The sequence below is a fragment of the Phreatobacter sp. genome, from assembly GCF_052440005.1.
Classification (GTDB): Bacteria; Pseudomonadota; Alphaproteobacteria; order Rhizobiales; family Phreatobacteraceae; genus Phreatobacter.
This window is the reverse complement of the sequence record NZ_JBQVQL010000081.1, coordinates 1-20,974: the sequence shown is the minus strand read 5'-3', so window position 1 is coordinate 20,974 and position 20,974 is coordinate 1. Positions and strand designations below refer to the sequence as shown.

At 70.5% G+C, this 20,974-nt stretch carries 18 protein-coding genes; 10 read left to right on the top strand and 8 right to left on the bottom strand.

The window, feature by feature from the left end:
- The 3 genes from ACT6XY_RS17605 to ACT6XY_RS17595 form a co-directional block, all read right to left on the bottom strand.
- On the bottom strand, positions 1-693 hold a 693-nt coding region (locus tag ACT6XY_RS17605; protein WP_444749630.1), incomplete at its 3' end, for a DUF4167 domain-containing protein.
- Positions 694-1,068: 375 nt separating this feature from the next.
- Positions 1,069-2,124 (bottom strand): aldo/keto reductase, encoded by a 1,056-nt coding sequence (locus tag ACT6XY_RS17600; RefSeq protein ID WP_444749629.1) that lies wholly within the window; start codon positions 2,122-2,124, stop codon positions 1,069-1,071.
- A gap of 59 nt (positions 2,125-2,183) precedes the next feature.
- Complete coding sequence (locus ACT6XY_RS17595) at positions 2,184-2,831, bottom strand: arylesterase (RefSeq protein ID WP_444749628.1); 648 nt, start codon at positions 2,829-2,831, stop codon at positions 2,184-2,186.
- Positions 2,832-2,924: 93 nt separating this feature from the next.
- On the opposite strand from ACT6XY_RS17595, the gene ACT6XY_RS17590 reads away from it, so the two are divergent.
- From ACT6XY_RS17590 to ACT6XY_RS17575, 4 genes are all read left to right on the top strand, one after another.
- A complete protein-coding gene (locus ACT6XY_RS17590; RefSeq protein WP_444749627.1) occupies positions 2,925-3,650 on the top strand; it encodes an ABC transporter ATP-binding protein in 726 nt (241 codons plus the stop codon).
- Complete coding sequence (locus tag ACT6XY_RS17585) at positions 3,647-6,226, top strand: ABC transporter permease (RefSeq protein ID WP_444749626.1); 2,580 nt, start codon at positions 3,647-3,649, stop codon at positions 6,224-6,226. The genes ACT6XY_RS17590 and ACT6XY_RS17585 overlap by 4 nt, the downstream gene beginning before the upstream one ends.
- A 187-nt stretch (positions 6,227-6,413) precedes the next feature.
- Positions 6,414-7,259 carry a Bax inhibitor-1/YccA family protein gene (locus tag ACT6XY_RS17580; protein ID WP_444749625.1) on the top strand — a complete coding sequence of 282 codons (846 nt, stop codon included), beginning with the start codon at positions 6,414-6,416 and terminating at the stop codon, positions 7,257-7,259.
- A gap of 170 nt (positions 7,260-7,429) precedes the next feature.
- Positions 7,430-8,299 (top strand): hypothetical protein, encoded by an 870-nt coding sequence (locus ACT6XY_RS17575; RefSeq protein WP_444749624.1) that lies wholly within the window; start codon positions 7,430-7,432, stop codon positions 8,297-8,299.
- A gap of 10 nt (positions 8,300-8,309) precedes the next feature.
- On the opposite strand, the gene prmC is transcribed toward ACT6XY_RS17575, so the two are convergent.
- The 4 genes from prmC to ACT6XY_RS17555 form a co-directional block, all read right to left on the bottom strand.
- Entirely contained in the window at positions 8,310-9,179 is an 870-nt protein-coding gene (gene prmC / locus ACT6XY_RS17570; protein WP_444749623.1) for a peptide chain release factor N(5)-glutamine methyltransferase, read from the bottom strand.
- Complete coding sequence (prfA, locus tag ACT6XY_RS17565) at positions 9,176-10,252, bottom strand: peptide chain release factor 1 (RefSeq protein ID WP_444749622.1); 1,077 nt, start codon at positions 10,250-10,252, stop codon at positions 9,176-9,178. Before prfA ends, prmC begins: the two co-directional genes overlap by 4 nt.
- Entirely contained in the window at positions 10,252-12,516 is a 2,265-nt protein-coding gene (ptsP, locus tag ACT6XY_RS17560; protein WP_444749631.1) for a phosphoenolpyruvate--protein phosphotransferase, read from the bottom strand. The genes prfA and ptsP overlap by 1 nt, the downstream gene beginning before the upstream one ends.
- A gap of 178 nt (positions 12,517-12,694) precedes the next feature.
- Positions 12,695-13,933: an aspartate kinase gene (locus ACT6XY_RS17555; protein ID WP_444749621.1), complete on the bottom strand. Its 1,239-nt coding sequence runs from the start codon at positions 13,931-13,933 to the stop codon at positions 12,695-12,697.
- 127 nt (positions 13,934-14,060) lie between these two features.
- On the opposite strand from ACT6XY_RS17555, the gene ubiG reads away from it, so the two are divergent.
- The 3 genes from ubiG (at position 14,061) to ACT6XY_RS17540 (ending at position 17,114) form a co-directional block, all read left to right on the top strand.
- Positions 14,061-14,813 carry a bifunctional 2-polyprenyl-6-hydroxyphenol methylase/3-demethylubiquinol 3-O-methyltransferase UbiG gene (gene ubiG, locus ACT6XY_RS17550; protein WP_444749620.1) on the top strand — a complete coding sequence of 251 codons (753 nt, stop codon included), beginning with the start codon at positions 14,061-14,063 and terminating at the stop codon, positions 14,811-14,813.
- Between the two features lie 593 nt (positions 14,814-15,406).
- Positions 15,407-15,622 carry a cold-shock protein gene (locus ACT6XY_RS17545; protein ID WP_296575249.1) on the top strand — a complete coding sequence of 72 codons (216 nt, stop codon included), beginning with the start codon at positions 15,407-15,409 and terminating at the stop codon, positions 15,620-15,622.
- Between the two features lie 253 nt (positions 15,623-15,875).
- Positions 15,876-17,114: a ubiquinone biosynthesis hydroxylase gene (locus ACT6XY_RS17540; protein WP_444749619.1), complete on the top strand. Its 1,239-nt coding sequence runs from the start codon at positions 15,876-15,878 to the stop codon at positions 17,112-17,114.
- A 4-nt stretch (positions 17,115-17,118) separates the two neighbouring features.
- On the opposite strand, the gene ACT6XY_RS17535 is transcribed toward ACT6XY_RS17540, so the two are convergent.
- The gene (locus tag ACT6XY_RS17535; RefSeq protein ID WP_444749618.1) at positions 17,119-17,646 is read right to left on the bottom strand and encodes a gamma-glutamylcyclotransferase; all 528 of its coding nucleotides are present in this window, start codon (positions 17,644-17,646) and stop codon (positions 17,119-17,121) included.
- A gap of 91 nt (positions 17,647-17,737) precedes the next feature.
- Here ACT6XY_RS17535 and ACT6XY_RS17530 point away from each other — a divergent pair, with 91 nt between their 5' ends.
- The 3 genes from ACT6XY_RS17530 to atzF form a co-directional block, all read left to right on the top strand.
- On the top strand, positions 17,738-18,727 hold the full coding sequence (locus tag ACT6XY_RS17530; protein WP_444749617.1) for a DUF2125 domain-containing protein: 990 nt from the start codon (positions 17,738-17,740) through the stop codon (positions 18,725-18,727).
- Between the two features lie 10 nt (positions 18,728-18,737).
- Positions 18,738-19,439, top strand: a complete 702-nt coding sequence (locus ACT6XY_RS17525; RefSeq protein WP_444749616.1) for a GntR family transcriptional regulator — start codon at positions 18,738-18,740, stop codon at positions 19,437-19,439.
- 232 nt (positions 19,440-19,671) lie between these two features.
- Positions 19,672-20,974: allophanate hydrolase (atzF, locus tag ACT6XY_RS17520; RefSeq protein WP_444749615.1), on the top strand; the 1,303-nt coding region annotated here is incomplete at its 3' end.

Sequence of the window (20,974 nt, the reverse complement as noted above, 5' to 3'; positions counted from 1 at the left end):
CTCGAAGCGCTCGCGGCGGCTCTCGTAGGGACGGCCGTCGCGGGGCTGACCGCCCTCGCCGTCCGGTGCCGTGCCGGCGACGTCGGGCTGCTCGCCGCTCACCGCTTCCGGCTGGGGACGGGGACGGTCCTGGCGGTCCTGCCGGTCCGGGAAGCGCTGGCCGCCGGGGAAACGGTCCCGGTCGCCGCGGTTCTGGCCCTGGAAGTCACGCTGGCCCTGGTAGTCACGCGGCTCGCGCTGACCCTGGAAGTCGCGCTGGCCCTGGTACTCGCGCGGCTGGCCACCGAAATCGCGGGGCTGCTGCGGCGGCGGCACTTCGGGCTTCGCCTGGACGGGCGATTCGAAACGCTTGTCGAAGGGCGAGGCGAAATCGTCGTCGTCGTCATCGTCCCCCTCGTCGTCGACCTGCCCCTCGACGCGCGGCGCCTGCTGCTGGCGGAGCGCCTCCTGGGCGGCGGCGATCAGGCGGAAATAATGCTCGGCGTGCTGCAGATAGCTCTCGGCCGAGACGGGATCACCGGAGGAATGGGCATCGCGCGCGAGCTGGAGATACTTCTCCGCCACATGCTGGGCCGTGCCGCGAATCTTCACGTCGGGTCCGTTGGACTCGTAGCTTCGCGAGAGCGGATTGGGGCCCTTGCCGCCGCCGCGGTTGTTGCGGCCGCGCATGCGCTTGTTGTTGCTGTTTCTCATGTCGGTCCTTTATCGACCTCCTCAAGCGGAGCACGCGTCCAAGCGATGCGTCCGGATTCTGAAGCCGCTCGCAGGCAGACCTCACAGGCGCCCTGCGCCCGGCCTTGCCGCGTTCGGCCTTTCAACGATCTTCAGGGTTCAGGGCGACGCTCGAGCGTCCCGCCCTTCGCGCCTCGTGCGCGCCTCGTCCTTCATTCGGGATCGGATTCATGGCGCCCCTCGCGCCCTGGCTCCGACGTACCAAACCCCACCAGACCTGTTTGATGTTGCGTTCGACGCGCGGATATGACCCCGGACCGCTTCGAATCTTATGAAACCATGTTTAGCCCGTCCGCTGGCGGATTCCAAGCGGTTTCTCCGGAGGGTGCCGGTCCGTCAGGGGGCCGGATTGCCCCTCATCTGGTGGATGGCGTCGATGGCCGCGAGGATGTCGGGCGAGAGCACCGTCTCGCCGGCGTCGATGGCCGTTTTCAGCTGCGCCATGGAGGTGGCGCCGATGATGGCGGAGGCGACGAAGGGACGGCTCGCCACGAAGGCGATGGCCATGACGGCGGGATCGAGGCCGGCCTGGCGGGCGATCGCCACATAGTCGCGGACCGCCTCTTCCGATCCGGGCTTCTGGTAGCGCTGCTGGCGATCGAAGAGAGTGACGCGGGCACCGGCAGGACGCGCGCCGTCCAGATACTTGCCCGTGAGAAACCCCTGGGCGAGGGGCGAATAGGCGAGGAGCCCCACCTGCTCGCGGAGCGCCACCTCGGCGAGGGCGGTCTCGAAGGTCCGGTTCAGCAGGTGATAGGCGTTCTGCACGCTCTGGACCCGCGGCAGGCCGCGCGCCTCCGCCTCCTTCAGGAAGGTCATGGTGCCCCAGGCGCTCTCGTTCGACAGGCCGATGAAGCGCACCTTGCCGGCCCTGACGAACTCGCCGAGCGTGTCGAGCTGCTCGGCGATCGGGGTCTCGTCGGAGCGCGGGGCCCAGCCCTCCCCGTCAAACCGGCTCGGATTGGCGCCGAAGGGGGCCGGACGCTCCGGCCAGTGCAGCTGGTAGAGGTCGATGTAGTCGGTGCCGAGCCGCTTCAGGCTCTGGTCGAGGGCGATCTGCATCTGCGCCCGCGTCAGACGCGTCGGCGCGCCGTCCGGGCGCAGCCAGGTCATGGCGCCGGCGCCCGCGACCTTGGAGGCGATGAGGATGTCGTCGCGCCGGCCACGCTTCTTCAGCCAGGAGCCGATGATCCGCTCGGTGGCGCCATAGGTCTCGGCCTTCGGCGGGACCGCATACATCTCCGCCGTGTCGAAGAAGGTGACGCCGCGGGAGACGGCGTAGTCCATCTGGTGATGGCCCTCCGCCTCGGTGTTCTGTTCGCCGAAGGTCATGGTGCCGAGGCAGATGACGGGAACGGACAGGCCGGTGCGGCCGAGGGGACGGGTCTGCATGCGGGATACCGATCGCTGCGGGGGTGTCGGGGTCTGGGTAGGGGGCCGGCGGGCCCCGGTCAACCGCCGCGGCGGGACCGGACCTCGGCGATCAGCTCCTCGACCTTCGGCAGGATGCGCCGGACGATGGCCTCGACGCCCCGGGCATTGGGATGCATGCCGTCGGACAGGTTGAGGGCGGCGTCGGCAGCGACGCCGTCGAGGAAGAAGGGATCGAAGAGGACGCCGTGCTTCGCCGCGAGCTCGGGGAAGATCGGGTTGAACGCAGCGGCGAAGGTGCTGCCCATGTTGGGCGGCGCCAGCATGCCGGTGAGGAGGACGGCGATCCGCTTCTCCTTGAGCCGGGTGATGATGGCGTCGAGGTTGCGCCGGGTGACGGCGGGGTCGATGCCGCGCAGGGCGTCGTTGGCGCCGAGTTCGAGGATGACCGCGTCGACGCCCTCGCCCACCGCCCAGTCGAGCCGCTCCAGCCCGCCGGACGAGGTGTCGCCGGAGACGCCGGCGTTCTGGACCGTCACGTCGAGGCCTTTAGCCTTCAGCGCCGCCTGCAGACGGACGGGAAAGGCATCGCCGGGACCGAGCCCGTAGCCTGCGGTCAGGCTGTCGCCGAGGGCGACGATGCTGACGGGCCTGGCCTGCTGGGCCCCCGCCGGAAGCGATGCGAGGCCGAGGACGAGGGCCGTCAGGCCGATCACGAACTGTCGCACGGGGCTTCCCTTCCCAAAGGCCGATACGGGTGCCATCTAGGGTCTTAGGTGCAATGCCGCAATGTGCGGCCCGATGCGAGCGATCCCGATACCATGCCCCTGCCGACCGACCCGCCGCACCCGACGCGCCCCGCCATCGCCATCGACAAGGTCGAGCTGTCGCTCGGACGCGGCGCCTCGCGCGTCCACATCCTCAAGGGCCTGTCGCTGTCCATCGCCGCCGGCCAGTCGGTGGGCCTCGTCGGTCCCTCGGGCTCGGGCAAGTCGACGCTGCTCATGGTCATGGCCGGGCTCGAACGTCCGGATTCCGGCAAGGTAACCGTGGCGGGCACCGACATCACCGGCCTCGACGAGGACGCGCTGGCGCGCTTCCGGGGCCGCCATGCCGGCATCGTCTTCCAGTCCTTCCACCTGATCCCGACCATGACGGCGCTCGAGAACGTCGCCGTGCCGTTGGAGCTCGCCGGAGCCCGCGACGCCTTCGACCGGGCGGCCGACGAACTCGACGCGGTCGGCCTCGGTACGCGGCTCAACCACTATCCGACGCAGATGTCGGGCGGCGAGCAGCAGCGCACGGCGCTGGCCAGGGCCCTGTCGGTGCGCCCCGAGATCCTCTTCGCCGACGAGCCGACCGGCAATCTCGACGAGACCACCGGCCGCACCATCATCGACCTGATGTTCTCCAAGCAGGCCGAGCGCGGCGCGACGCTGGTGCTCGTCACCCACGACCGGGCGCTGGCGGAGCGCTGCGACCGGGTGGTGCGTCTGCGCTCCGGCGTCATCGTCGAGGACAGCCGCGCGCCGGAGACGGTGGCGTGAGCGGCTTCGTCGCGCGGCCGAGCCGCCTGCCGACCGCCATCCGCCTGGGCCTGCGCGACCTGCGCGGGGGCCTGAGGGGCTTCGGCACCTTCATCGCCTGCATCGCGCTCGGCGTCGCGGCCATCGCCGGCGTCGGCTCCTTCGCCCGCGGGCTCGTCGAGGGCCTGACCCGCGAGGGGCGCGTCATCCTCGGCGCCGACGCCTCGTTCCAGGTTTTGCACCGCGAACTGCCCGAGGCCATCATCGCGGCACTCGCCGAACGCGGCACGGTCGCCACGATGGCGACGACGCGCGCCATGGCGCGCACCCCCGCCGTCGGCGATGCGGCCAAATCCTCGCTGGTCGAGATCAAGGCGGTGGACCCCGGGCTCTACCCGCTGGTCGGCAGGCTGGAGAGCGAGCCCGCGGCATCGACGCGGGATGCCCTTGCCGTGCGCGACGGCCGGGCGGGCGTGCTGGTCGAGCCTGCGCTGCTGGTCCGCCTCGGCGTCGCCGTCGGCGACGAGGTGATCCTCGGCGACCTTCCCGTGCGCATCGCCGGCGTCATCCGCAGCGAACCGGACAGGCTCGCCGGCGGGCTCGGCTTCGGCCCACGACTGCTGCTCTCCCTCGACACGTTCCGCCAGACCGGCCTGATCCAGCCGGGATCCCTCATCCGCTGGATGTACCAGCTCGACCTCGGTTCGACCCAGGCGAGCGATGCCGACCTTCGCCGGGTGATCGCCGACGTCCGCGGCCGCTTCCCGGATGCCGGCTTCGAGATCCGCACCCGGATGAACGCCTCGCCGCAGCTGACGACGCAGATCGAGCGCTTCTCTCAGTTCCTGACCCTCGTCGGCCTCACCGCGCTACTGGTCGGCGGCGTCGGCGTCGCCAATGCCGTGGCAAACCTCGTCGACCGCAAGCGCGACGACATCGCAACGCTGAAGGCGCTGGGCGCCACCGGCGGCATGGTCTTCGCCGCGACGCTGACGCAGGTCGGCCTCCTCGCCCTGGTCGGAACCGTGATCGGCCTCGCCGCCGGCGCCGCCCTGCCGGCGGCGGTGGTGGCGGCCTTCGGCTCGGCCATCCCGATTCCCGTCGCGACCAGCGTCCAGCCGGGTGAACTCGCCACCGCGGCGGCCTATGGCCTCCTCGTGGCGCTCGCCTTCGCGCTCTGGCCGCTCGGCCGGGCCCACGACGTGCCGGTCTCGGCGCTGTTCCGCGACACGGTGGACGGCGAGCGCCGCTGGCCGCGCCCGCGCTACCTCGCGCTCGTCGCCGCCACCCTCGCGGTGCTGGTGACGCTCTCGGTCGTCACCTCCTTCAATCCGCGGCTCGCCATGGGCTTCATGGCCGGCGCCGCCGGGATCTTCGTGGCCTTGCGCCTTGTGGCGGCCGGAATCATGGCGCTGGCGGCGCGCATGCCGCGCTCGCGCCGCACCAGCCTGAGGCTCGCCGTCTCGAACCTGCACCGGCCGGGAGCGCTGACCCCCTCGGTGGTCCTCTCCCTCGGCCTCGGCCTGACGCTGCTCGCGGTCATCGCCCTGGTGGATGCGAGCTTCCGCCGGCAGATCGAAGACGCGCTCCCCGAACGGGCGCCGTCCTTCTTCTTCGTCGACATCGTCAATTCCGACGCGCCGCGCTTCGACGCCTTCATCGCCGAGAAGGCGCCGGGCGCCGACCTCAACCGCGTGCCCATGCTCCGCGGCCGCTTCGTGCGGCTCGGCGGCCGCCCGGTCGAGGAGATCCGCGCCAGCGACGACATCGCCTGGGCGCTGCGCGGCGACCGCGGCATCACCTATGCCGAAACGACGCCGCGCAATTCGCGCGTCACCTCCGGCGAATGGTGGCCGGCGGACTACAACGGTCCGCCGCTGGTCTCCTTCGACGAGCGGATGGGCCGCGGCTTCGGGCTGAAGCTCGGCGACGAGGTGACGGTCAACGTGCTCGGCCGCAACATCACCGCGCGGATCGCCAATTTCCGGCACATCCAGTGGGACAATCTCGGCATCAACTTCATCGTGGTCTTCTCGCCGAACACGTTCCGAGGGGCGCCGCACTCCCACCTCGCCACCCTCACCTATCGCCAGCCGGCGAGCGCGGAGACCGAGATCGCCCTGCTGCAGCAGGTGGCGGCGGCCTTCCCGGCGGTGACCACGGTCCGGGTGAAGGACGCCCTCGAGGCGGTCGGCCAGCTCGCGACGCAGATCGCCACGGGCATCCGCGGCGCCAGCGTGGTGACGCTGGTGGCGGCGATCCTGGTGCTGGCCGGGGCGCTCGCCGCCGGCCACCGGGCGAGGGTCTACGACGCGGTCATCCTGAAGACGCTCGGGGCGCCGCGCGCCATGCTGATCCGCACCTATGCGACGGAATATGCCCTGCTCGGCACCGTCACGGCGCTGTTCGGCCTCGCCAGCGGCTGCGTCACCGCCTGGGTGGTGACGACGCAGGTGATGAACATCCCCTTCGCCTTCGCCCCGCTGCAGGCCCTCGGCATCATCGTTCTGGCCATCGTTCTCACCGTCGGTTTCGGCCTCGTCGGCACCTGGCGGGCCCTCGGCGAAAAACCCGCCCCGGTCCTGCGCAACATGTAAGCTGGCACAGCGACGGGTGACCTCCCGCCGCGCGCCGGCACAAACTTGCGACAAAGGGACGCGAAGTCCCGCCAATGCTGGAACGGCGTGAGGGAGGGCCTTGTTTCCGCCATGGCCTCAGCCATATTGCGTGTCGGATGACGGACCCGTCGCGGACCGTCTCAAGGGGAAAGCCAGAGGTTCTTCCATGTCGCACTACGATCCGAATGCCCAGGCCTATGGCGGCTACGGTTATGGCCAGCCGACGGCCGTTCAGCAGGCCCAGATCGACCAGGGCCTTCGCTCCTACATGGTCGGCGTCTACAACTACATGATGATCGGCCTCGCCATCACCGGCATGGCGGCCCTCGGCATCTACATGCTCTCGGTGACGGGCGATGCGAACCTCGCCGCCCGCACGGCGCGCGGCGCCATGCGCGTGGCCGGCGGCCAGTATCTGACGCCCTTCGGCGCCTTCCTCTTCGCGAGCTGGTTCAAGTTCGTCGTCATCCTCGCCCCGCTCGGCGTGGTGATGCTGCTCTCCTTCCGCGCCGATCGTCTCAGCGCCCCCGCCGCCCAGATCACCTTCTGGGTCTATGCGGCGCTCGTCGGCGTCTCGATGACCACGATCCTGCTGGTCTATGCCCACACCTCGGTCGCCCGGGTGTTCTTCATCACGGCCGCCTCCTTCGGCGCGCTGTCGCTGTGGGGCTACACCACCAAGCGTGACCTCTCGGGCATGGGCACCTTCCTGATGATGGGTCTCTTCGGCCTGATCATCGCCATGCTGGTGAACATCGGCATCGCCGCCTTCACCGGCACGCCCTCGACCATGCTGCAGTGGATCATCTCGGTGGTCGGCGTGCTGATCTTCGCGGGCCTCACCGCCTACGACACGCAGAACATCAAGAACGAGTACATCTACAGCCTGGCCTATGCGAACGACGGCTCCATCGTGCAGAAGGCCGCCATCTTCGGCGCCCTCCAGCTCTACATGGACTTCGTCGGCATGTTCCAGTTCCTGATGTCCCTGCTCGGCCAGCGCGACCAGTAAGCGCCAGCCCAATCCGGCATCCCCGTTCGAACGATCCCCCGGCCTCGCGGCCGGGGGATTTGTTTTTGCGGTCGGCAACAGGGGAAACGCCCGGCACACCCGGGCGACATGGGGCAGAGCGCGGCATCGGCGACAAGGCGGCCGTCGCCCTCGTCACCCGGACCATCCCGATGCCCGTTCGCCGCGCCCTCGCCTGCCTCGCACCAGCCTGCTTCGCCGTTCTCGCCGCCCTCGCCACCCCTGCCGCTGCCCGGGAGCTCGGACGCGCGCCGGACCTGCGCATCCTCGGGTTTTCGGCCGATGGGCGATATTTCGGCTTCGAGCAGGAAGGCGGCGACGGCGTCAACGAGAAGGGCGCCTTCGCCGTGGACGTGGTGGATGCGACGACCGGGCGCTCCGCCCGCGGTTTTCCGCGCGGCGTGACGCAGGTCGCCTGGGACAGCGAGGCGGCCGATCCGCGCCGCGGCGCCATGCGCGGCTTCCGCTTCTCCGAGGACGACGAGGCCAGCGCCACCACGGCCGCCGTGCGGCGCTGGACCCGTGGCGTGACGCAAAGGCCGCTCCGGGCGCTGCGGCTGACCGATCCAGGGCGGCGGCTGGGCGGCCTCGCCCTCACTGACCTCACGGAGACCTCCGGCCCCGTGCGCGTCATGGGCGAGCCCGACATCATCGGCACCCATCCGGGAACGGCGATGAAATACACCATCACCGCGCAGATGCCGGTGCCCGACGATCCGGACCTCGCCTGCCGCGAGCGCGCCACGGGCGAGGCCCATACGCTGACCGTGACGCTGAAGCCGGAGATCCCCTCGTGGGATCAGGAGGCGGCGACCCGCGCACCCAAGGCCTTTCGCGAACAGAGCGCGGCGCTGCCCTTCATCCTGCCGCCGAAGACCTGCTTCCACCGGGCGCGGGTCACCGACGTCTATCGCAGCGAGAACGGCCGCAGCATCGCCGTGGTGGTGGCGGTGACCTTCGACGTCGGCTTCACCGACTCGGCCGAATATCACGCGACGATCTTCGCGCTCGGCGAGGACTGACGGACCCGTCTCAGGCGGCGGGGCGTGCCCGCCGGAAGACGAGGGCGCGGGGAATGCCGGCGAGATCCGATGAAAGCCGCTCCAGCCGGAAGCCGCATGCCGAGGCGATGGCGGTGACATCCGGCGCCTGGCCGATGCCGATCTCCACCGCGACATGGCCGCCGGGCTTCAGGACGGGGCCGACGCCTTCGAAGATGACGCGATAGGCATCGAGCCCGTCCGCGCCGCCGTCGAGGGCGAGCCGCGGGTCGTGCAGCGCCACTTCGGGCGCGAGGGTGTCGCAGTCGCGGGCGGGGATATAGGGCGGGTTGGAGACGACGAGGTCGAAGGCGCCCGTGAGCCCATCCGTCCAGCGCCCCTCGGCGAAGTCGGCACGGTCCGCGAGGCCGAGCGTCAGGGCATTCCGCCGCGCCGCCTCCAGCGCCTCAGCCGAAACATCGACGCCAAGACCGCGCGCCTCGGGCCGCTCGGTCAAAAGCGCCAGCAGGATGGTGCCGGGGCCGACGCCGAGATCGAGGATGGCAGCGGGCTGGCCGGCCGGAAGAAGGCGCAGCGCCGCATCGATCAGGGCCTCGGTATCGTCGCGCGGCACGAGGCAGGCGGCGTTGAGGGCGAAGTCGAGGCCGTGGAAGGCGCCGCAGCCGGCGATGCGCGCGAAGGGTTCGCGCGCCACGCGCCGAGTGGCGAAAGCGGAGGCGCGGGTCGCCTCCGCCGCGTCGAGACAGGTCTCGCCCGCCGATCCGGCTAGGGCCGCGTCGCGGCCCGTGGCGAGCTTCAGGAGGAGCCGGGCCTCGGTGCCGGCATCGTCGATGCCCGCCGCCGCCAGCCTGTCCGCGAGGAGGCGGCGCGCCGCGGCGAGGGTCGTGCCGGCGGGGATCACGCCGCCGTGTCCAGCGCCAGGAGGCTTGCCTGATGATCGGCGATGAGGGCGTCGACGATCTCGCCCAGCGCCGTGCCCGCCATGATCTCCGGCAGCTTGTAGAGCGTCAGCTCGATGCGGTGGTCGGTGACCCGCCCCTGCGGGAAGTTGTAGGTGCGGATGCGCTCGGAGCGGTCGCCGGAGCCGACCTGCAGCTTGCGATCCTCGGCGCGCGTCGCGGCGAGGCGGCGGCGCTCCTCGTCGAAGATGCGCGAACGCAGGATCGCCATGGCGCGCGCCTTGTTCTTGTGCTGCGAGCGCTCGTCCTGAACGAGGACGACCGTGTTGGTCGGGATATGGGTGATGCGTACCGCCGACTCGGTCTTATTGACGTGCTGGCCGCCGGCGCCCTGGGCGCGCATGACGTCGATCCGAAGGTCGTCCTCGTTGATGGCGACGTCGACCTCTTCCGCCTCGGGCAGGACGGCGACGGTGGCGGCGGAGGTGTGGATGCGCCCGCCGGACTCGGTCGCCGGCACGCGCTGCACGCGGTGGACGCCGCTCTCGAACTTCAGCTTGGCATAGGCGCCGGCGCCGCGAATCTCGGCGACGATCTCCTTGTAGCCACCGACAGTGCCTTCGCTCGCCGAGATCAGCTCCATCGCCCAGCCTTGCAGGGCAGCGTAGCGCTCGTACATGCGGAAGAGGTCACCGGCGAAGAGCGAGGCCTCGTCGCCGCCCGTTCCCGCGCGGATTTCGAGGATGGCGTTCTTGGCGTCGGCCGCATCCTTCGGCAGCAGGGCGAGGCGGAGCTGGTGCTCGAGCGCGGCGAGACGCTCCTCCAGCGCCGGCTTCTCCTCGTGGGCGAGGTCGGCCATCTCGCGGTCGGTCGCGGGGTCGGCGATGAGCTGCTCGACGTCGGCGAGTTCGGCCTGCGCCGTCCTGTAGGCGTTGATCGCCTCGACCACCGGCGTGAGCTCGGAGAATTCCCGCGACAGCGCGACATAGCGCTCGCCCTCGACGCCGGCGGAGAGCTCGGCCTCGACGAGATCGCGCCGGACGATCAGCGCCTGGAGCTTGGCGAGCGGCAGCATCAGAGCGTCACGCCCTCGGCTTCGGCGAAGTCGCGCAGGCGCTGGCGGATGGAAGCGCCCTGGCGGGGCTGGTCGATGAGGTCGTCGAGCAAGGCAGACAGCCGCGACAGGTCGAGGTCGAGCAGCATGGACTTCACCGGCCCCATGGCGGCGGGGGACAGCGACAGCGAGCGATAACCGAGGCCGGCGAGCACCATGGCCTCGAGAGGCCGGGAGGCGAGCTCGCCACAGAGGGTGACCGGCTTGCCGTGCTCCCTACCCTTGCGCGCAAGCAGGCGCAGCGCCCTGAGGATGGGCGGCGAGAGCACGTCGAAACGGTTGGCGATGCGGCTGTTGCCGCGGTCCACGGCGAACATGAACTGGACGAGGTCGTTGGAGCCGACCGACAGGAAATCGACGCGCGGCAGCAGTTCGTCGAGCTGGAACAGCAGGGCCGGCACCTCGACCATGACGCCGATCTGCACGCGATCGGGCATGCGGTGGTCGTGGCGGCGCAGATGGGTCAATTCGCGCTCGACGATGGCCTTGGCAGCGTCGAACTCCTCCACCGCCGCCACCATGGGGAACATGATGCGCACCTCGCGCCCGGCGCCGGCGCGCAGCATGGCGCGCACCTGGCTGCGCAGGAGACCCGGACGGTCGAGGCCGAGGCGGATCGCCCGCCAGCCCATGGCCGGGTTCTCCTCCTGGATGACATCCATGTAGGGCAGCACCTTGTCGCCGCCGATGTCGAGGGTGCGGAAGGTCACGGGGCGGTCGCCGGCGGCGTCCAGCACCTTGCGGTAGAGGTCGAGCTGCTCGGCGGTGCGCGGCAGGGCGTTGGCGACCATGAACTGCAGCTCGGTGCGGAACAGGCCGATGCCGGAGGCGCCGGTCTCCTCGAGGAAGGGCAGGTCGACCATCAGGCCGGCGTTGAGGTTGAGCTTGACCTCGACGCCGTCGCGGGTCACCGCCGGCAGGTGGCGGATGGCGGCGTACTGCGCCTGGCGGCGGGCGCGGAAGCGCACCTTCTCGGCATAGGCGCTCTCGACGTCGCTGGTCGGCCTGAGGTGCACCTCGCCGGTGGCGCCGTCGATGATGATGGCGTCGCCCGGATCGGCGAGGCTGGTGACGTTCGCCGCCTGGCCGACCGTGGGGATGCCAAGCGCCCGGGCGACGATGGCGACGTGGCTGGTGGCACCCGCCTCCTCCAGCACGAGGCCGCGCAGGCGCGAGCGGTCGTAGTCGAGGAGGGCCGCCGGGCCCATGTGGCGCGCCACGACGATGGCGTTGTCCGGCAGGTCCATGCGCACCTCGCCCTTGGCGCCGGTGAGCTGGCGCATCAGGCGGTTGGCGAGGTCGTCGAGGTCGTGCATGCGTTCGCGCAGATAGGGATCGGTCTGGCGCATCATGCGGGCGCGGTTGTCCGACTGGACGCGCTCCACCGCCGCCTCGGCGGTGATGCCGGTGCCGATCGCCTCCTTCAGGCGGCGCACGAAGCCGCGGTCATGGGCGAACATGCGGTAGGCCTCGAGGATGTCCTTGTGCTCGCCGCCGCGCGCGACGTCCTCGGCGTCGAGCATGTGGTCGATCTCGGCGCGCAGGGCCTCGATCGCCGCCTCGATGCGGACGAGTTCGCGGGCGGGGTCGTCGGCGATCAGCTTGGTGACCTGGATGCGCGGCTCGTGGAGCACCACGTGGCCGAGGCCGACGCCCTCCGCGAGACCCTCTCCGGGCAGGTGCAGGGGGCGGCGTGCCGCGGGCTCCTGGCCCGGCGGGGCGAGCGCGGAAAGCTCGCCCGAGGCGATCATCTCCGCCAGCACCATCGAGGTGGTCTGGAGCGCCTCGACCTCGTCTTCCTCGTATTTCCGGTGCGCGCGGTTCTGCACGACCAGGACGCCGAGCGTGTTGCCGCCGCGCAGGATCGGCACGCCGAGGAAGGAGTGGAAGATCTCCTCGCCCGTCTCCGGCTTGAAGGAGAAGGAGGGGTGCTCCTGGGCGTCCGAGAGGTTCAGCGACTCGGCCGTCTGCGCCACCAGACCGACGAGGCCCTCGCCGGCCCGCATGACGGTCAGGTGGACCGCCTCGCGGTTGAGGCCCTGGGTGGCATAGAGCTCGAGCGTGGCGTCGACGCGCAGGACATAGACCGAGCAGACCTCGGCCACCATGTTGGCCGCGATCAGCACCACGATCTTGTCGAGGCGTTCCTGCGCCGAGATCTGCTCCGCCATCACCTCGCGGAGGCGGCGGAGCAGGAGGCGCGGACCGCCGAATGCGGGGCGCATCGGCATCGTCACGTTCTGGGCTGGCAGCCCGGTCCTGAGCAAAGGGCGCGGCGAGCCTCCGCCGCGAAATCCACCATTAAGGTGGCGGTGGCGGTTTGCAAAGCCGGCCGCGGGCAACCTGCGGTCCGCAGCGCCGCCAAACAGGCGGAGCGCCGGGCGGGTCCCCCCGCCCGCGAGATCACGCCGCCTTGTCCAGCCCGTAGAGCGTGTGGAGCGTGCGGGCGGCGAGCTCGGTATAGGCCGCGTCGATCAGCACGGAGAACTTGATCTCCGAGGTGGTGATGGCGCGGATGTTGATGCCCTTGTCGGCCAGCGCCTTGAAGGCCTTGGCGGCGACGCCGGCGTGGGAGCGCATGCCCACCCCGATGCAGGACACCTTGACCACGTCGGAAGCGGTCTCGATCGCCTTGAAGCCGACGCTCTCGCGGGCGTCCATCAGCACGTGGCGCGCCCGCTCGAGGTCGGCGCCCGGACACGTGAAGGTGATGTCGGTGGTCGCGCCGTCCGAGGAGACGTTCTGGACGATCATGTCGACGTTGATGTTGGCCTCGGCGAGGGGGCCGAAGATCGCGGCGGCGACGCCCGGCTTGTCGGCGACGGCGCGCACGCTCACCTGCGCCTCGTCCCTGGAGAAGGCGATGCCGGTCACGACCTGCTTTTCCACGATTTCCTCCTCGTCGCAGATGAGCGTGCCGCTCTGCGGATTGTCCGGATCATCGAAGGAGGATCGGACATAGGTGCGCACGCCATGGATCATTGAAAGTTCGACGGACCGGACCTGCAGGACCTTGGAGCCCAGCGAGGCCATTTCCAGCATCTCCTCGAAGCCCACCTTGTCGAGGCGGCGGGCCTTCGGGACGATGCGCGGATCGGTCGTGTAGACGCCGTCGACGTCGGTGTAGATGTCGCAGCGCTCGGCGCGGATCGCCGCGGCGACGGCGACGGCGGAGGTGTCGGAGCCGCCGCGGCCGAGGGTGGCGATGCGGCCGCTCTCGCGGGTGACGCCCTGGAAGCCGGAGATGACCGCGACCTCGCCGGCGGCGAAGGCGGCGTCGAGGTTGGCCGAGGGAATGTCGGCGATGCGGGCGACCGAATGGGCCTCGTCGGTGATGATCGGCACCTGCCAGCCCTGCCAGGAGCGGGCCTTGATGCCCATGGCGGTGAGGACGACGGCGAGGAGCCCGGAGGTCACCTGCTCGCCGGCCGCGACCACGGTGTCGTATTCGGCGAGGTCGTAGAGGGGGGCCGCCTCCTTGCACCAGGCGACGAGCTCGTTGGTCTTGCCGGACATGGCCGAGACCACGACGGCGACCTGGTAGCCGGCCTCCACCTCGCGTTTGACGTGCCGCGCGACGTTCTTGATGCGGTCGACATTGGCGACGGACGTGCCGCCGAACTTCATCACGAGGCGAGGCATGGTTTCAAAAGCGATCCGGCGCCGGCGGCGCCCCTTGGGTCAAAAAGGCGCGTATCCATAACCATCGATCAGATGTAAGGCAACGCGGGAGACCACCCGTCCGAAGAATGCCGAGGATCGGAAGCCCATGCGCCCGACCGAGACGCCCACGCCCAGCACGCTCGACCCCGGTGAGGTCGACAAGTTCTCCCGCCTCGCGGCCGAATGGTGGAACCCCGCGGGCAAGATGGGCGTGCTGCACAAGTTCAACCCGGTGCGGCTGACCCATATCCGCGAGGAGGCCTGCGCCCGCTTCGGCCGCGACCGCAACGCCCTGGATGCGCTGGCGGGCCTGTCGGTGCTCGACATCGGCTGCGGCGGCGGTCTCCTGTGCGAGCCGCTGGCGCGCATGGGCGCCACCGTCACCGGCATCGATCCCGCCCGCACCAATGTCGAGACGGCGCGCCTGCATGCCAAACTCTCGGGCCTTTCCATCGACTATCGCTGCACGACGGCGGAGGAGCGGGCCGCAGCGGGCGCGCAGTTCGACATCGTGCTGGCCATGGAGGTGGTGGAGCACGTCGCGGACGTCAGCCTCTTCGTGAAGGCCTGCTCCACGCTGGTGAAACCGGGCGGACTCCTGGTGATGGCGACAATCAACCGCACCCTGAAGAGCTACGCCCTCGCCATCGTCGGCGCCGAATACGTCCTGCGCTGGCTGCCGCGCGGCACACACGAGTGGGACAAGTTTGTCACGCCGGAGGACCTTTCCGCCGCGATGACCGAGAACGGCCTCGCCGTGACGGATCGCAAGGGGGTTCGCTACGACCTCTTGCGCGACCGGTGGGTGGAAACCTCCGACCTCTCGGTCAATTACATGCTGACCGCCGGGCGCGACTGAGAGCCCTCGCGTCGCAGTGGACGGCAGCGCGGGGACTGCTAGTCTCCAGCTCATGCGCCCCGCGGTCGTGGTCCTCATCGCCGTCGTCGTGGCCGCCTCTGGAACGGCGGCGCAGCCGCTCGGCCCGCCGTCCGCCGCACAGGCTCCCGAAATCGCCCAGCGACAGCCCTTCACGCCCGGCCCGCCGGTGACGCTGCCCCCGTGCACATGCCGTGCAGCCGGCAAAAGTTGGATCGTCGGGGAAACAATCTGCCTGAAGACGCCGAGCGGCGAGCGGCTGGCGATCTGCACAACCGACGAAAATGTTACAACGTGGCGTATATCACCTGTCCCATGCGCCACCTCTTCTTTGGCTCCCTATAGATCCGCAAGGTTGACGCAGGGAAACACGTGCTGATTCAGCAAAAAGGGGGCTGTGCAGTCCGAAAAATCCGAGTTACGCTTCTTTCTGGCTCTCAGGTCCGGGCGGCAAGGATCTGGCGGCGATCCGGTTCCACCATGGTGCCGGAGCATCGCGGATATTTCCTGGTCCGGAGCTCTAGCAGGTTCGCAATCGTGCGGAACCGGCAGTGCATTCGGAAAGGCTGACCGGCATGTCGATGACGGGGACCGTCAAGTTCTTCAATACAGAGAAAGGCTACGGCTTCATCAAGCCGGACGATGGGGGCAAGGACATCTTCGTCCATATTTCGGCCGTACAGCGGTCGGGGCTCGCAAGTCTGGCCGAGGGGCAGAAACTCGAGTTCGAACTCGAGCCGGACAAGCGGGGCAAAGGTCCGAAGGCGGTCAATCTCGCGGTTCGCGGCTGAGGCCGGACCGACCGGCGCAGAGGCCTGCGCCGGCATGGCATGGTCGCTGGGCGAGCCTGGCTCGCCGCAGCACAACTTCGCCTGAGCCTGATCCGATCTGAGCGTGATCCGGTCTGAGACCGAACCCTGGGGCTGATCTGTCCTCCAGACCGCGAGCGGGCCCGCGACTTCGGCGGGTTCGGTCGCCGGATCGTGAGGTCCTGCAGGCCGGGAGCCGATTTCCTCGACCGGCGAATTCCGCTAGATTCGGCTCATGAACCAGGAAGCGCCATCGCCCGCCCGCACCGCCGTCCTCATCGCCGGCGGCGGCCTCGCCGGGCTGTCCCTCGCCGTGGCGCTGAAGGCAGCGCTCGGCACCTCCTTCTCCGTCACCGTCGCCGACCCCTCCATCGATGCCCCGCCGGCCGATTCCGGCCGCGCCTCGGCCTTCGCCGCGGCGGCGCGACGCATGTTCGAGGCGACGGGCGTGTGGGACGCCATCGCGCCGGAGGCGCAGCCGATCCTCGACATGGTGGTGACCGACAGCCGTACGCTCGACGTCGTGCGCCCGGTCTTCCTCACCTTCGACGGCGAGGTGGCACCCGGTGAGCCCTTCGCCCACATGGCGCCCAACGCCGTGGTGATCCGCGCCCTGTGGGAACGGGCGAAGGCCCTCGGGGTGACCTTCGCGCCGACCTCGGTGGCGGGTTTCGAGGCCGACGCGCACGAGACCCGCGTGACGCTCGCCGACGGCCGCGTCGTCGCGACGCCCCTGCTCGTCGCCTGCGACGGCGGCCGCTCGCGCCTGCGCGATCTCGCGGGCATCCGCACCGTCGGCTGGGACTACGGCCAGTCGGGCATCGTCTGCACCGTCGCCCACGAGCATGACCACGAAGGCCGGGCGGAGGAGCATTTCCTCCCCTCCGGGCCCTTCGCCATCCTGCCGCTGACGGGCCGGCGCTCGTCCATCGTCTGGACCGAGGAGACCGGCCGCGCCGAGCGTCTCTGCCGGCTGCCGGCAGAGCTCTTCCTCGACGAGCTCGAGACGCGCTTCGGCCACCGCCTCGGCGAGATCCGGCTCATCGACAGGCCCGCGGCCTATCCCCTCGGCCTGAAGGTCGCCCGTGACTTCGTCGCGCCCCGGCTCGCCCTCGTCGGCGATGCGGCCCACGTCATCCATCCCATCGCCGGCCAGGGCATCAACATGGGCTTCCGCGACGTGGCGGCCCTGGCCGAGTGCCTCGCCGACGCCGCCCGGCTCGGGATGGACCACGGCGCCGCCGACGTGCTTGCCCGCTACCAGCGCTGGCGGCGCTTCGACACGGCGGTAATGGGGGTGACGACGGACGGGCTGAACCGGCTGTTCTCCAACGGATCGCAGCCGTTGCGCTTCGTGCGCGACCTTGGGCTCGGCCTCGTCGACCGCATGCCGGGCCTGAAGAGCTTCTTCATCCGCCAGGCGGCCGGCATCACCGGCGAGGTGCCGAAGCTCTTGCGCGGCCAGACGCCCTGAACGCCTAGAGGTTGCCGGCGAGCCAGTGCAGGTCGCGGTCGCGGAAGCCCATCTCCTCGATGGCCCGGACGGTGTTGATCACATAATCGGGATTGGCGCCCGAGCGTCCGTGGCCGTGCCGGACGATATGGAGCTGCCGGTCGAGCGGCAGGCGCCCCGCATACTGCACGTGGCCGCGGTCGACGATATAGGTCAGCGCCCGCACGCGGGCCCGGTCGGGGCGCTCCAGGGTGATGTTGCGATAGACCTCGAGATAGACGGAGGTCGCCTGCTCGCGCTCGCGCAGATAGGCGATGGTCTCCTCCGCCTTCGCCGCCGCGACGCGAAAAGCCATGCCGCGGCAGGTGCCGCCGCGGTCGAGGCCAAGGACGAGGCCGGGCTGTTCCGGCGTGCCGCGGTGGACGTGCGAATAGACGCAGAGGGAGCGGTGCAGGCCGACGAGCCGCGCCGGGTGGCGCTCGACGAAGTCGAAGCCGGGGCGCCAGATCAGCGATCCGTAGCCGAAGACCCAAAGATCGCCGGATTCATGCATGATTGCGACGTGACGGGGTGAGGGACGAGTCCTGCAGGTTCTGCTATAGACCCTGCCCTGCCAGTGCAAGCACTCCCGCCGGACGGAGCCCATGCGACCACGCACCATCATCCTGCCCCTCGCCGTCATCGGCCTCGCCATCGCCGGATGGAGCGGCGTCTGGGCCTGGGGCTCGAACCGCGCCGAGGACGCCATCCAGCGCTGGCTGGCGGCGGAGGCCGCCAACGGGCGGGTCATCCAGTGCGGCGAGCGGACGCGCGGGGGCTACCCGTTCCGCATGGAGATCACCTGTTCGAAGCCGATGGTGGAGCTGCGCGACGAGGCGCGGCCCTACCAGACCTACCGGTTCGAGACGCTGAAGGTGGTCTCGCAGATCTGGAGCCCGGGACACGTCATCTCCGAATGGACCGGACCGATGACCGTGGTGACGGAGGGCGACCCCTCGGTGACCACCGCCACCTGGCGGCTCGCCCAGGCCTCGGCCCAGCTGCAGATCGGCGGCTACGACAGTTCCAACGCGGTCATCGACGGGCTCGAGGTGGTGCGCGACGGCGTGGTGCTGGTGAAGGCGGCGCGCAGCGAGCTGCACACGCGCCCCAACCGCAGCGATCCCGTCAGCATCGACGTGGTGGCGAGCCTCAAGCAGGCGACCTTCGCCGTCCGGCCCATGGCGCCGGTGGACGCGGAGGTCCAGTTCGTCGCCCGCAAGCTGCTGCGCACGCCGAGCCGGCCGCAGGTGCTGCCGGTGCGCCAGTGGATGGCGGCGGGCGGGGCGGTGGACCTCGTGCTGCTGCGCCTGGTCCAGGGCCCGGCCGTGGCGGTCGCCAAGGGTACGCTGCGCCTGACCCCCGAGGGCAAGCCCGACGGCGAGATCGAGCTGCGCGTGGCCAATGTGGAGGCGGCGCTGCAGGCGACCGGCCTCGGCGCGACGCTCGGGCCGCTGGCGGCGGGGGCCATCACCATGGCGAGCCGCCCGACGGAGGTGGAGGGCAAGCCCGGCCGCATCTTCACCCTGAGGGCGGCGGACGGGCGGCTGCAGGTCGGCCCTATCCGCATCGGCCTTCCCACCATCGTTCCCTGACGGCGCTCCCATGACCGCGACGACATCGACCGGCGGGAGGGGCGCCAGCCCCGCGGCAGTGCGCGGCACGCGCACCGAGGAACTCCAGACGCGGCTCGCCGAGGCCATCGTCACCGGGCGGCTGAAGCCGGGGGCGGCCCTCGACGAGGTGCAGATCGCCGCCGAATACGCGGTGTCGCGAACCCCCGTGCGCGAGGCGCTGCGCCAGCTCTCCGCCTCGGGCCTCGTCGAGATCCGGCCGCATCGCGGCGCGGTCGTGGCGAAGCCCGATCACGCGCAGCTGCGCGACATGTTCTCGGTCATGGGGGAGCTGGAGGCGCTCAGCGCCGGCCTCTGCGCCGCTCACATGAACCGGGCCGAGCGCACCGCGCTGGAGGACCTGCACCAGTCCATGGCTGGCCTCGTGCGGGCCGGCGACCTCGACGCCTACAGCGCGGCGAACATCGCCTTCCACGTCGGCATCTATCGCGGCTCGCACAACTCCTACCTCGCCGAGCTCGCCTCGGCGACGCGCCGGCGTCTCGCCCCCTTCCGGCGTGCGCAGTTCGAAGGCCGTGATCGCCTGGCGCGGTCGCACCAGGAACACACCCTCGTGGTGCAGGCGATCCTGAGGGCCGACAGCGCCCGTGCCGCGGCCGCCATGCGGGAGCATATCGGGCTCTCGGCGCGTGCCTGGGACGACCTGTCGCGGACGACAAACGACGCCTCCTGACGGGCAATTGCGTAAAATATGTGCAATAATGCCGTCCGCTTAGGCCATTGCATACAATAGGTCGCCTGCTTCGTCCGATGGCGACACTCGGCCGCGCGGGCGCTTTTTCTGCGCGTTGCCAATCGCTTGCCACCCCGGACCACGCGGAGAGATGTGGAACCGCCTCCCGCCCTCAACCGAGTGCCGGTCTTGGCATGGGCATTGCGACAGAACCTGCGGACGAGCAGGACCCATGCACAGCGAAAGCGCACCGACCATCGCCGATCTCCACGCCGCCTATGCCGGCGGAACGCCCGCCGCGGCGACGGTGGCGGCCGTCTACAGGCGCATCGCGGCCGTGGACGATCCCGGCATCTTCATCCACCTGCGGCCGGAGGCGGACCTTCTGGCGGAGGCCGCGGCGCTGCCGCCCTTCGATCCCGCCCGCTTCCCGCTGTGGGGGATACCCGTCGCGGTGAAGGACAACATCGACGTCGCCGGCCTGCCGACCACGGCGGCCTGCCCGGCCTTCGCCTTCGTGCCGGACCGCTCGGCGACCGTCGTCGAGAAGCTGGTGGCGGCGGGCGCCCTCGTCGTCGGCAAGACCAATCTCGACCAGTTCGCCACCGGCCTCGTCGGCGTGCGGTCGCCCTATCCGGTCCCGCGCAACGCCTTCGATCCGGCGCGCGTACCGGGCGGCTCCTCCTCGGGCTCGGCGATCGCGGTGGCGCAGGGGATCGTGCCCATCGCGCTCGGCACGGACACGGCCGGCTCGGGCCGCGTGCCCGCCGGCCTCAACGACCTCGTCGGCCTGAAGCCCTCGCTCGGGGCCCTCTCCACCCGCGGCGTCCTGCCGGCCTGCCGCACGCTCGACTGCGTCTCCGTCTTCGCCCGCACGGTGGACGACGCCTTCGCGGCCTTCGCCGTGATGCGCGGCTTTGATGCCGAAGACGCCTATTCGCGGCCGGCGCCGGAGACCCTGCGCGGCGACGCCCCGGCGATCACCCGCCTCGGCGTGCCGCGGGGCGCGGACCGCCTGTTCTTCGGCGACCAGGCCATGGCCAAGGCCTATGACGCTGCGCTCGGCATCGCCACGCCGCTCGCCGGCCAGGTGGCGGAGATCGACCTTACCGCCTTCTTCGACGTGGCGAAGCTCCTTTACGAGGGCCCTTGGGTGGCCGAGCGCCATGCCGCCATGCGGTCCTTCCTCGCCACCAACGCCGACGACGTGCATCCGGTGACGCGCCGGATCGTCGGTGCCGCCGAGCGCTTCTCCGCCACCGACGCCTTCGAGGGCCTCTACCGGCTGGCGGCGCTGAAGCGGGCGACCGAGGGCGTCTGGGAGAGGGTGGAGGCGCTGGTGGTGCCGACGGCGCCCGTCTTCCCGACCCTCGCCGAGCTGGAGGCCGACCCGATCGGCCCCAACAGCCGGCTCGGCACCTACACCAACTTCGTCAACCTGCTCGACCTCGCGGCCCTGTCGGTGCCGGGACCGTTCCGCGCCGACGGCCTGCCGGCCGGCATCACGCTGATCGGTCCCCGGGGGAGCGACGCGG